The organism is Paenibacillus sp. 01T47 (assembly GCF_056398245.1).
Genome location: NZ_JBFTPA010000004.1, coordinates 215,992 through 228,478 on the forward strand (window position 1 = coordinate 215,992; position 12,487 = coordinate 228,478).

11 protein-coding genes are annotated in these 12,487 nt (G+C 41.8%); 9 read left to right on the forward strand and 2 right to left on the reverse strand.

What is annotated here, in order from left to right; translation table 11 throughout:
- Positions 1-2 precede the first annotated feature (2 nt).
- The 6 genes from AC1DOV_RS10915 to AC1DOV_RS10940 all read left to right on the forward strand — a co-directional run bounded on the left by AC1DOV_RS10915 (position 3) and on the right by AC1DOV_RS10940 (position 6,274).
- Positions 3-1,847, forward strand: coding sequence for a sensor histidine kinase (locus tag AC1DOV_RS10915; RefSeq protein WP_339203793.1), 1,845 nt, complete (start codon positions 3-5; stop codon positions 1,845-1,847).
- 182 nt (positions 1,848-2,029) lie between these two features.
- Positions 2,030-2,767, forward strand: a complete 738-nt coding sequence (locus AC1DOV_RS10920; protein ID WP_083682577.1) for a phytanoyl-CoA dioxygenase family protein — start codon at positions 2,030-2,032, stop codon at positions 2,765-2,767.
- A 27-nt stretch (positions 2,768-2,794) separates the two neighbouring features.
- A complete protein-coding gene (locus AC1DOV_RS10925; RefSeq protein ID WP_477549932.1) occupies positions 2,795-3,601 on the forward strand; it encodes a sugar phosphate isomerase/epimerase family protein in 807 nt (268 codons plus the stop codon).
- 23 nt (positions 3,602-3,624) lie between these two features.
- Positions 3,625-4,479 carry a helix-turn-helix transcriptional regulator gene (locus AC1DOV_RS10930; protein WP_441885369.1) on the forward strand — a complete coding sequence of 285 codons (855 nt, stop codon included), beginning with the start codon at positions 3,625-3,627 and terminating at the stop codon, positions 4,477-4,479.
- A 43-nt stretch (positions 4,480-4,522) separates the two neighbouring features.
- Positions 4,523-5,119: a YdcF family protein gene (locus AC1DOV_RS10935; RefSeq protein ID WP_441885371.1), complete on the forward strand. Its 597-nt coding sequence runs from the start codon at positions 4,523-4,525 to the stop codon at positions 5,117-5,119.
- Between the two features lie 375 nt (positions 5,120-5,494).
- Positions 5,495-6,274: a squalene/phytoene synthase family protein gene (locus AC1DOV_RS10940; RefSeq protein ID WP_076270964.1), complete on the forward strand. Its 780-nt coding sequence runs from the start codon at positions 5,495-5,497 to the stop codon at positions 6,272-6,274.
- Between the two features lie 52 nt (positions 6,275-6,326).
- Here AC1DOV_RS10940 and mprF read toward each other — a convergent pair whose 3' ends face one another.
- Positions 6,327-8,975 carry a bifunctional lysylphosphatidylglycerol flippase/synthetase MprF gene (mprF, locus tag AC1DOV_RS10945; RefSeq protein WP_441885373.1) on the reverse strand — a complete coding sequence of 883 codons (2,649 nt, stop codon included), beginning with the start codon at positions 8,973-8,975 and terminating at the stop codon, positions 6,327-6,329.
- Between the two features lie 238 nt (positions 8,976-9,213).
- On the reverse strand, positions 9,214-9,432 hold the full coding sequence (locus AC1DOV_RS10950; RefSeq protein ID WP_477549933.1) for a hypothetical protein: 219 nt from the start codon (positions 9,430-9,432) through the stop codon (positions 9,214-9,216).
- A 216-nt stretch (positions 9,433-9,648) separates the two neighbouring features.
- Here AC1DOV_RS10950 and AC1DOV_RS10955 point away from each other — a divergent pair, with 216 nt between their 5' ends.
- From AC1DOV_RS10955 to AC1DOV_RS10965, 3 genes are all read left to right on the forward strand, one after another.
- Positions 9,649-10,101 carry a MarR family winged helix-turn-helix transcriptional regulator gene (locus tag AC1DOV_RS10955; protein ID WP_477549934.1) on the forward strand — a complete coding sequence of 151 codons (453 nt, stop codon included), beginning with the start codon at positions 9,649-9,651 and terminating at the stop codon, positions 10,099-10,101.
- A gap of 80 nt (positions 10,102-10,181) precedes the next feature.
- Positions 10,182-11,594 carry an MFS transporter gene (locus AC1DOV_RS10960; protein ID WP_477549935.1) on the forward strand — a complete coding sequence of 471 codons (1,413 nt, stop codon included), beginning with the start codon at positions 10,182-10,184 and terminating at the stop codon, positions 11,592-11,594.
- A 225-nt stretch (positions 11,595-11,819) separates the two neighbouring features.
- Positions 11,820-12,476, forward strand: coding sequence for an SDR family NAD(P)-dependent oxidoreductase (locus AC1DOV_RS10965; protein ID WP_477549936.1), 657 nt, complete (start codon positions 11,820-11,822; stop codon positions 12,474-12,476).
- Positions 12,477-12,487: the final 11 nt, after the last annotated feature.

Genomic DNA, 12,487 nt, shown 5'->3' on the forward strand with positions numbered 1-12,487 from the left:
AGATGAAAATAGTCCGGGAGAATAGAAAGAGACTCGGATATATGCCGATCGGATACAAGCTTATGCTGTCCTATATGATTTTTATCGTTATTTTGGTCGTTGTCAATTTCTATGTGTCACATTCGATGTATGACTCTTCCATGCGTAAGCAGACGCGTATGAATATTGAAGGAACGATGGAGCAAATGCGCGACAACGTGAAGTATAAACTAGATGATATCGTCCGAATATCGTCTACGCTTTATGATGATTATAATCTGGTTCAGAGCATTCGAGTTGATGAAATAGGCATTGCCAATTTAAATCGAATGAATCAGATCATTAGCCCAAAGCTAGAAAGCGCCTCGAAATCTATTGGGATGAATTTAAGGTTGTCGGTCTACTTTCATAATAAAACGGTGAACCAAATTTATGAGAATAGATGGAAGAAAGACAATGCTGCCGATAACGATGAATCCAAAGAGCAAACCTATGATATTTATCATATGAGCCGCATTCAGGATAAGTTATGGTACACATCCATTCCAAAAGAAGAATACGGCGTGACTATGGAGTGGAAGCAGGTTGAAGAGGATGTACGAGATCATCGTATTTCAATGATACGACGTATCGTCGACACCGATAATCCATTGGAAGTTGAAGAGCTGGCTATTATGCGGTTTAGCGTTCAGATGAAGGAGCTGTTTAATAGCGTTGACTTCTCGAAGCTTGGCGACGGCAGCATGCTGTCAGTCGTGGATTCTACGGGATACGTTATTTTCTCCTCTGGGCAGCTTCCGGAAGGCTCAACCAAACCAGTTTCGAAAATAAACAAAAATGTATCGACAAATGAAAATAGCGATAAGCAAGAGTACTTAAGAATAGAAGAAAAATTGCTCAATCAGAATTGGACATTAGTGGCGCAAGTTCCACTTACCATTATCGAGCAGGAAGCTGCGAAGGTACGGGCATTTATTATTTTCATCTGCGTACTGAGCTTTGTTTTGTTAACGTTTGCGGGTGTCTTTATTTCACGTTATTTCTCCAAACGAATTTTGAAATTTGTATCGGTGTTGAATGCTTTCCGCGAGGGGGATTTGCATAAGCGAATTGCCTACAGAGGGAAGGATGAATTCTCTCAAATTGCAACGGCGCTAAACGGAATGGGCGAGGATGTAGAGGCATTAATTAATAAGGTATATTTGACGCAGCTTCAGAAAAAAGAGGCTGAGCTGGAAATGCTGCAGCTTCAGATCAATCCGCACTTTCTATACAATACCCTTTCATCGATCAACCAGCTGGCAAAATTCGGGGAAAATGAAAAACTGCAAAAAATGGTGTTGGAGCTTGCGAAGTTTTATAGACTTACGCTGAATTCAGGCCGTACGATGATTCCAATCGCAGCGGAGATGGAGCAGGCCAACGCATATGTAAGCATACAGAAGGTTAAGTACGGGAAACGTCTGGAAGTATTATTCGAGATTGATGAGAATATATGGCCTTTTGAGACGGTAAAGCTTATTTTGCAGCCTTTCATTGAAAATACGCTTAAGCACGCATGGAGCGGAGATCGCATTCATATTCGGATTGTTACCTATATGGAAGAAAACACAGTGCATTATAAGATAATCGACGACGGGTTCGGAATGCCGCAGGAGCGAATTGATGAAATATTCAGCGGGCTAGATAAAGGAAACATTGGATATGGGATTCGAAATATCGATCAGAGAATCAAGCTTCACTATGGTTCTGAATATGGGGTTTCCATATTCAGTCGTATAGGTATTGGAACAACTGTCCATATAAGGATTCCAGCGAGGAAAAGGAATCTTATTATTCAAGAATGCATTCCAAATATTGCAGGATAAACAACGAATAAGCCGCGTCCATTAGGAAGCGGCTTTTTGCATATTAAATTTATTTTCTGGATAAGCGAGCAGTTGGATCAGAAGATATGCATACTTTTGCCGATGGGATAAGAAGTAAGTTTGCTCCTGCTCCGTTATGATCATTTCATAGCAGTACACCACTTTTATTGGAGGCGATATTGATGTCGATATCTACATTGACGGAGCAAGAAGTACAATTTTATAAGGAAAATGGTTACGCGCTGCATAAGAAACAGTTGTTTAGCGCAGATAAGATGACGGAGCTGACTAATATTTTTGAGGAGCAGTGGGAGCTTGTAGGCCGGAAGCTGAACAGCGAGCTCGATACCCCGCATTTCCGTGATGAGCGGCTACTTAAGTTTCTATTAAGCGATGAAGTGCTTGATCTGGTAGAGCCTTTAATTGGTCCTAACATTGGCTTGTGGTCCAGTCATTTCATCTGCAAAGAGCCGCTTATTGGCAAGCAAACGCCATGGCATGAAGACTCCGCATATTGGAACGGACGACTTAGCCGATTTGATAACATTGTGACCGTATGGCTGGCTATTGACCGCAGCTCTAAGGAAAATGGTTGTATGCGCGTCATTCCGGGAACGCATAACAATGGTTTCTCGGAGTACGAGCAGGTAGATGGCAATGACAACATTTTTGATACGGAAATTCGCAATAAGGATGAGTCAAAGGCCGTTTATTTCGAGCTTGAGCCAGGCGAGTGCTCTGTCCATGATTCTCGCATCATACATGGTGCAGCTCCTAACAAAAGTGAATTCCGCCGCTGTGGTTATACGATGCGTTATTTCTCAACGGATGCGCAAGTCTATACTGAAAAGAACCGTGGTCATAAAATCTGGCTAGCGCGTGGAAAAGATTTAGCCGGCAATCCTTTTGTCAATGTATAATAGGCTTAACAAAAGGGGGTACAGGTATTGGAATTGAGACGAATAAAAGCGTTGTGGGGAATGCAGGGAAGCTATGCGGAGCTTTTGACATATGCAGCAGAAGCAGGTTACTTTGGAATAGAAGCGCCGCTGCCGCCTGCCTCTGAAGAAAAGTCCTTTAAAGCGGCATTGGAAACAAATAAGCTGGCCTTCATCGCGCAGGTAAGTACACATGATGACCATCTCGATAGCTTCGAGAAACAAGTCATGCGAGCAACGGATTTTAATCCGCTGTTTATTAACTCGCAAAGCGCTAGAGACAGCATGTCAGAAGCGGAGCAGGATCTTTTTTTTGAAGGAGCACTTACAATTGAAGCAAGGTCTGGCCTGCAGGTCGGGCATGAAACCCATCGCAGCCGAGCGATGTTTACACCATGGACAACTGCAAGATTGCTGAAGCGTTTTCCTGACTTGCGCATCACTGCAGACTTCAGCCATTGGGTGAACGTATGTGAGTCAAATCTGGATAATCATGCGGATGAGCTTGCTCTTGCTATTGATCGCAGCATACATGTTCATGGCCGTGTCGGATTTCCGCAGGGACCTCAAGTGCCACATCCTGGCGCACCTGAATACGCATCGGAGCTTGCTTTATTTACAGGCTGGTGGCAGCGGATATTTATGAAGCAAGCTGCGGAGGAAAGAACTTGGACAACATTTACAGCAGAGTTCGGTCCACCGAATTATATGCCGACGGTGCCCTTTACCAATAAGCCTATTGTTGATTTAATAGAAGTAAATCAATGGATGACCGATTATATGGCTGCCAAATATGCCGAATGGTTTGACCAATAAAAGTCTGATAGGGGGAAATCGTCATGAAGTATGAATTAACACCTGAGAGATTGCTTGGTAAAAACTTTTTGACCTTGTCATCCCCCTATAAGATATTCAAACATGTGATTGATAACAAAATTACTGCCCATTGGCATGATTTTTTTGAAATGGGCTTTGTAGTGTCTGGTACCGGAACTCATGTTATAAACGGAGAGCCTTTTCCTTTAGAGAAAGGAATGACTTTTCTGCTGACAACGGCAGATTTCCATGAGATCATCCCAGATGAAGGACAAACGATTCATTTGTTTAATCTTATTTTTGATGAATCATTTATCCGCCCAGAGCTGACAGAAATGTTATTTGAACAGGTATCACTTCATTTGCATACTTTTCGTGACGAAAGTGCTAGTGAAATTGAAATGGAATTTACTCGGATTTGGAATGAATCACAGATGTGGCAGCTAGGCAGCAGCATGCTGGTGCAGGGAAGTTTTGAGAGAATACTCATCCATCTCTATAGAAATAACGGGCATCAGCGCTTGCTTGACGACTATGTAGCCATTAGCGCAATCCCTTCTTCCATTAGAAAGTCGATCATCTATATTCAACATCATTTTCGAGAGCCGCTTTCATTAGATGAAATAGCGAGATATGCAGGAATATCAGCCAATTATTTTAGCGAATGCTTCAAAAAGCATACAGGTACATCATTTCAAGAGCATCTACAAGGAAAAAGGCTTCAGTTCGCCTCTGCATTGCTCAGCAGTTCAATCTTACCGATAACGGAAGTATGTTATGCCGCGGGCTTTAATACATTGCCTAACTTTGAACGAGCGTTTAAAAAAAAGTATGAGAAATCACCTCGAGAGTTTCGGAAAAAATATATTCGGCCATAAATGTGACGTATAAACCTATATGCCATGTTAGGAGGGTACAGCAGTGAGAAGGAGACTTATACAAGGCACAGCAATTGCTGTGCTTTTATGTTTTGTATATATTCTCTATGCAGTATGGAGCATTATTTCGTTTGCTAAGGTGAATGAGCTCATTTACACAGATGCCGCAATTGTGCTTGGGGCAGCAGTCTGGGACGATAAACCGTCGACAGTTCTAAAGAACAGATTGAATCATGCCATTTGGCTCTATAACAATGGATACATAAAGAAAATAATCGTTACTGGAGGCACAGGTAAGGGAGATTCCTTGTCTGAAGCGGAAGTGTCAAAACGATATGTTATGCAGTATAAGGTTCCAGGTGAGGATATTGTTCTTGAAGAGCATTCAAAAATCACGGAACAAAATTTAGCTAATGCCCATGCGATAGCACAACAACAACAAATCAATACCTTTACCATCGTCAGCGATCCTTTGCATATGAAGCGTGCTCTTCTTATGACTAGACACTTAGGGATGGATGCTTACTCTTCACCAACTCAGACGTCAGCCTACAAGAGTTTGGGTACTAAGCTTCCTTTTCTTTTAAGAGAAACGTTCTTCTTAACAGGTTATCAGCTGAAAATATTATTTTTAAAGTAAGAATAAAAGAAGCCACTTATGATAAATAAACTGCTGTATCACAGCTCATCTTTTTTGCAGCCCGAAAGTTAAACACTCAATTGGATGAGTTTAACATTCGGGATTTTGTATTTTATTAAGGGTATCGTTTCAGGAAGTAAGGCTGCGTTTAAATGAAAGGAGAGGGAAATGTGTCATCCTAACTGAATAATTATGCCAAAAGCCTCCGATATTAAGGATACGGTTACAGGTTCTTCCTAAATCAAGAAGGATAAACGCAGGAAATCACAGTTGCGGTGCACATCTAAATCCATGTATGGTATTATAATATTAACGATTAAAACAAGTTAAAAGTAAAGCTGCCATAATGAAGGAGTTTTTATTTTGAATGATGCGATGATCATGTTAAAGCAAACAAGTCGTACTTTTTATATTCCCATCAGCAGGTTGAAGTCAGGTTTAAAGGATGCAGTTGCATCCGCTTATTTGTGTATGAGAGCAATTGATGAAATTGAGGATCATGAGACGCTAGCAGATGAGGTGAAAGCAGAATTATTGCTTGGCATTCATGATGCGTTTAGTTCCGATGATGTGATTAATGAATCGCAAAAACTCCTTTCTCCTTATGCAGAAACACTGCCGGAAGTTACGATGAGAATTCATGAATGGGCGCTTTTATGTCCTCCGACGGTTACGAATGTCGTTTATAACCATACAGCGACAATGGCCAAGCAGATGGCTGATTGGGTTCATGAAGGCTGGGATATCCGAACGGAAGAGGATCTGGATAATTATACTTATAGTGTTGCCGGTATGGTAGGGGAAATGTTGTCTGACATATGGTTCTGGCACGATGGCACGAAATCAGACCGAATCAAAGCAGTTGCTTTCGGAAGAGGCTTACAAGCCGTAAATATTCTGCGTAATCGCACAGAGGATCTTGAACGTGGCGTAGACTTTTTCCCTGAAGGCTGGGGACAGAAAGAAATGATTAAGTACACGCGCCGCAACCTGAAGTTGGCGGATTCGTATATATCTGATTTAAAAGGCGGTCCTGCGCTAGAGTTTTGCAAAATTCCGCTTACGCTGGCACATGCAACCATTAATCTCATTGCAGTTGGCGGTAACAAATTAACGCGAGACGCCGTTATGAAGCTTGTAGGCAGCATTAATTAGAGCTTGTTCTATAAATAAAAGCAAAGCCCATGGGATTCCATGGGCTTTGCTTTTATTTGTTTTTATTCGGGTGCCGTGAGATTAACCGTACCAGCTCGACTAGCAAGAGCGGTAATGATACTGTCGAAGGATACGCCAAATAGCGAGGCTCCCAATGTGGTGAGAACTTGTCTTTGTATCGCCGGAGTCCAACAAAGCCATACCAGCTTCCGCCATACTCGAACAGAATGCGTGCCAGCTTCTCTTCTTTTATTGCGTTTTGGCTCTGGCCTACACTCGAAAGTGGGGCCATCCCTAAATTAAATTGCGCATATCCTTCTGTTTTTGCCCACTCCATAAGGCAAATGAACAATTGATCCATCGTTCCATTTGGGGTGGATTTTAAATAGCGCATTAAATCTACAGATAAGGTCGTACCATCATAGGCAGGCGTCAAAGAAGCGAAAGCAATAATTTGATCATCTGAATTTTTTAATAGCGCAATGGGCGCGAGCTGCAAATAATCTTCATCAAACCATCCGAGAGAATAACCCTTCTCGTGTTTTCCGTCCAGCCATTGGTCAGAGATGAACGACAGTTTCTTTAACAACTGCTTATCATGAGGCGGATGTACGATTTCAAATTGAAAATTCTCACGTTCAAAGCGGTTTTTAACCGCCCGAAGACTGGCATTTTGTTTTCCGACAAGCGTGAAATTGTCCAGATGAACCAATGCTTCCTCACCCAGTTTAAAAAAGCGATAGCCGTTTTCGTGATAAAACGGTAAATAGTCAGGTGTCGTTTGATAAAATACAACCTCTACCGCAAACTGATCGGCAAATTGCTGAAACTGTTGAATCGCTTCGCTAATCATGCTTTTGGGACCTAAAGGATCACCGAGCACAACAAGCTTATTTCGAATTTTCGCATAGGGTATTAACACTTGATCCTTCATCGCCCAGAAGAAGCTCTTGTCACCGGTAAAGAGCATATGCGTCAATAAATTTCCTTGTTCCTTTTCAAGAAAAGCTTTTAATTTCAACTGCTCATCCTTGGCTGTTTCTAAAACGGCGAGCGGCTTAGGACGAAACATATAAAGCAAGGATAGGAAGAGCCAAGCAACCAAGAGACCAAATATCGCAGCTATCGTATGCTGGCTTGGATCTATCAGCCATGTGGTGTGAGCCTTTCTTGGCAGATGTTTGAGAAATGCCGGATACGAATGGGATGCGATGAGGTAATAACCATAGGTGATTAAGAGTGTAATAAGCCCCCAGCCTAGCACATTATAAATCCCTACGGGTATAGCCAATCGATAAAATCGATGTCTTGAAATCCATAACAGCAACGCGACAATGAGTAGAAATATAGCTTCCTCGTAATCAAACGCTTTGGCAAGTGCGAAGAAGGAACCAGCACAAAGCAGGAAAAGTGTCCAGTAATAGGCTCGCTTCACTCGAAGTGAAATACCGCGAGACAGCATGATAAGCATAATGCCGATGATGATGCTTAATTGATGAGACAGCCTCATAATCTGAAACGAAACCAATTCTTCCGTAAAATGTATCCTGTAAAGTAAAGCGGGTGTCGCTGCGGACAGCAGCAATATGACCCCACTCGCAAATACAAGCTTACCGAGTGACCATGCCCCAACCTCGCCGATAAACGCAAATTGTCCCGGCCAGCGCCAAACGCTTTGCCAAATATTTAATGCTCGATCCATGATGCCGCTATCAGACTGCTCCGATCGTTTCCGGTTCATAGGAAACTCGAATGCTGCCATCATAAGGCCGATTAACCATGGCACAAAATAATACAGAATTCTAAACAGAACAAGGATGACCGCGCATTTATCAGGTGGAAAGCCGAGCAGCTGTAAGCCTAATATAGCCGTTAAATCAAAACCACCGATACCGCCAGGCGCCATGCTTATAATGCCGGCTATTGCTGCTAACGTATAAATTCCAAGCGCGTTTGTAAATGTAAGTTCAGGAATAAATGTTGCTCCAATAAGCCAGAAGGTCATACCAGCAAAAAACCATTCCAAAAAGGAAGAACCAACGGAAGCGGTCATAATGCGCCAAGTCAATTGTCCTCGATTCCGATTAATCCATTTGGAGAAAAGCGAGGTTCTTTGAAGCAGCACGAATAGCGGTAAATACAGTGCGATTGCCCACATCGCATAGGTAAGCCATGGATGAGCATTCAGCAATGCTTGAACAGGGAAAATGCCGATAATACACAGCCATGCTAGCAGCGATAGACCTGTAAAAGTTATCGTCGAAAGAAAGGCAACAGAAGCAGCAATACTCCCGATGGGAACCTCTCGATTTCGATATAAAATTGATCGCAGCCCTGCTCCTGTAAGACCCGCAAAACCAATCAAATTGTTTGAGGTGTTTGCAATCCATCCATAACGAATCGTATCCCAAATCCCAATCTTTAAATGAAAATGCTTGCGAATCAACAAGTCATAAGTACTCATGACAGAGACAGCGAGCATGGAGAAACTGAGCAGAAGAAAAATCGTAAAGGGGTGCATGTGATGAAACTCATGGATCATTCTTCCCCAGTGGATCTCACGGAACTGTTTTTTTCCTTCGAAGTAAACAAAGGCGATAATAGCAACTGGCAGTAGAAAACGCAGTACTCTTGCACGGTATAGGATGGATACAAGCTTAATTAGATGCAGCTTGTAAGCTATTTCGCGAATCCATTTCATTAATATTCCCCTTATGTATGGTTTGTCCCTTACTATTCATTATTTTGCCATGTGGGACACATAAAGTATAGCCTGCTTACTCATTAATGTTTCCTCAATTAGGAAATTAAACCGAAATGTGAACGACGTTGAACATCTTTTTTAGGGGAAAAGAAAATGCCCAGCGCTCAGAGGCTTTAAAGTTTTTAAACTTTAGTTTCCCTGAAGCTGGACATAAGGTTTAGGCTTGTACATTCGTTTATCTAGTTATAGATGAAGGCAATAATGAATAAACGTTTTTCAGCATAAGCATTTTAGGGCTGAGCTTGAATTTTGAACCAGAGAACGTGCAGCGATCATAATTAAAACGCAGTGATGTTATATGAATCGTGCAGTCTATAAATGAGCAGCCAATATAATGAGAGCCGTCAAAGTATACATCCACGTTTTTAAATGTTTTGTTAATAATATAGTCCATGATTGAATCCTCCTTGTAATGTGAAACAAGCTATTTGATTATATGCAGTTAATTCTATTGTTTATAACCTCTTTTATATGAAATGAAACAAGAGAATTGAAGTTATAGACTAGAAAAAGGAGATTAACGAGCGCAGTCCAGTTAATTTTCGTTGACAAAGCAATCTTACATCCTTATTATTAGTTTGAATTCAAACTAGTTTAGGCGGTGCTCTGAATGGGAGAAGACAATCACATTTCTCGTTTTCCTTGGGAGCAAGAGGACAGCAGTACATTGCTTATAAAGCTGGCATTTACGAATATTCGGCGTGAAATTGAAACTTCGCTTCGACCGCTCGGCCTCACTCCTCAGCAATCACAGTCTCTTCATTTGCTCGCTATGAAACCAGGCGTGATGAACGCCGACTTGGAGAAGCTGCTATTTATAGACAAATCGAGTGTAACCAGCTTAATCAACGGGATGGTGAAGAGAGGCTGGGTTGTAAGGCGTGCGCATGACTCGGATGCAAGAATGAAAAGAATTTATTTAACCGAGCAAGGGGTAGAAATGTCCTTGAAAGCTTCAAATGCTGTTGCACAAGCGAAAGAGAAATCGGACCATTTGCTAACCAAGGAAGAAGCGGCACATCTACATGTTTTACTCAGAAAAATTATTAAAGCGTATGAGTAAGCGATACGATTGTTATATTCGGACATATAGTTTGAATTCAAACTAAATGTAGTCTAAAACAGGAAAGGACGTAACGGGATATGGAAGTTACAGATAAACAAAAAATAGGCGAGAAGCTGCTGCCTATATTAGCTTTTACATTAGTCTTCTCTATTATGAATGCTTCAATGTTTAATGTTGTTATGCCTGTCATCAGCAAGGAATTCGGCATTACTGCCTCACAGGTGAGCTGGCTGATTACGGGTTACATGATCGTTTTTGCAGTAGGCTCCGTTACATACGGTAAGCTCGCAGACAAATATCGGTTAAAGGATCTATTGACCTTCGGATTAATTATCTTTGCACTTGGATCGATCGTAGGTTTGCTCGCTTCTGAATATTGGATGATCGTGCTTGGGAGGGTGCTGCAAGCAAGCGGGGCTGCTGTTATCCCAGCTACAGCGATGATTGTCCCTGTACGCTATTTTTCTCCTGAGAAGCGTGGCAGGGCGTTAGGTACGGTTGCGGCGGGTCTTGCTCTTGGAACCGCACTCGCGCCCATTGTTGCCGGAATCGTTACAAGCTTCATTAACTGGAGATTTTTATTTTTAATCTCAGTGATTCCGCTGATTGCACTTCCGTTCTTTAGAAAATATTTGGACAACGACAGAGGAAAAGCTCAAAAAATTGACTATTTGGGCGGCATTCTGCTTGGAGGCTCCGTCGCATTATTACTGATGTCCATTTCAGTTGGAAGTTGGTTTATTGCTCTAGGCGGTGCTGTAACACTCGTTTTATTTATTGTTCGCATTCGAACAGCGTCTGAGCCGTTTATCCAGCCCAAGCTGTTCAGCAATAAGAAATATACGTTTGGCTTAATCATGACCTTTCTAGCTACATCGTTAAGCTTTAGCATGCCTTTTGTAACCCCACAGTTTTTGGCGGGACTTAATCAGTTGTCCCCTGCCATTATCGGCTTTGTCATGTTTCCCGCAGCTATTACCTCTGCATTGATGGGGCGACGCGGGGGCAGGCTTGCAGATGAGAAAGGCAACTCATTTTTAGTATACCTTGCGATTTCATTAAGCTTTACTTGTTTCATTTTGTTATCAGTGTTTGTTGGATTATCACCATATCTAATCGTGTTTTTGTTAATATTCGGAAATATAGGTCAAACCTTTATGCAAATTGCGATGTCCAACACGATATCAAGAACGCTTGCCAAGGAGCAAATAGGAGTAGGAATGGGACTCATGTCCTTGCTTAACTTTATCTCGGGAGCAATGACAACAAGTATTATCGGAAAAATGCTGGATTTGAAGCAAACAGCGGTCCATTTTAACCCATTTGCCATTCATAACGGGGCATACCTATATAGCAATATTTTCTTTTCCTTAGCAATCTTGGCTGCAATCATTGTTGGCTTGTATTATTTGTTATTCAGACCATCGCGTGATAAAGCAGCTTTGCAGACAAAGCTTGAGAAGTCCAAATCATCTTCAACAACCGCTTAGAAGCCAATCGTAAAATAAACGAGGCTCTCTATATTCAATTACATGCAGTGAATGCTGCAATGTAGTTGATTATGGGGGGCTGTTTGTTTTGAAACAGAGCGATTTCATAATAAGGATATAAAATATTTGAATTAGATGAATGATGCGAAAAATGATAAAATTTGACTCTACCTACAAGTGTAATAAACTGGAAATTATATGATTTAACTAGAAGGAGAGAGCGAGATGAGCAAACCTTTAGTCGTAATTGTCGGGGCTGGACCAGGTGTAAGTGCGGGTGTTGCAAGGAAATTCGGTAACGAAGGATTTCGCGTTGTACTTGCAGCGAGGAACACGGATGCTCTGGAAACCTATGTGAAGGAGCTTAATGAAGTCAAGATTGAAGCCTACAGCATTAAGGCTGATGCAGCCGATTCATCATCATTAACTTCTGCATTTGAACAAATTAAGCAGCTATATGGTTCCCCTGATGTTCTGGTTTATAATGCGGCTGTCATATCCAAGGCTACACCCACACATTTAACTGAAACGCAACTGCTCGAGGAGTTTAAAGTAAATGTTGTTGGAGCGTTAACGAGCGCGAATCAAGTCATTCCTAATATGATTGAGCATAAGAAAGGGGCAATATTGTTTACTGGCGGCGGATTGGCGCTGGCACCAGCTGCTGAATTGTCGTCATTGTCGATTGGTAAAGCGGGCATTCGCTCTCTTGCTTTCTCACTTTCACAAGAACTACAACCGCATGGCATTTATGTTGGTACCGTAACGATTGCTGGTTTTGTTGCCAAAGAAAGCTTCTATGATCCAGATGAAATTGCGGATCAATTTTGGAATTTATACATCAATAGAAGTGAAGTCGAGTATTTATATAAGCAAGACTAATGGGGAAGAGT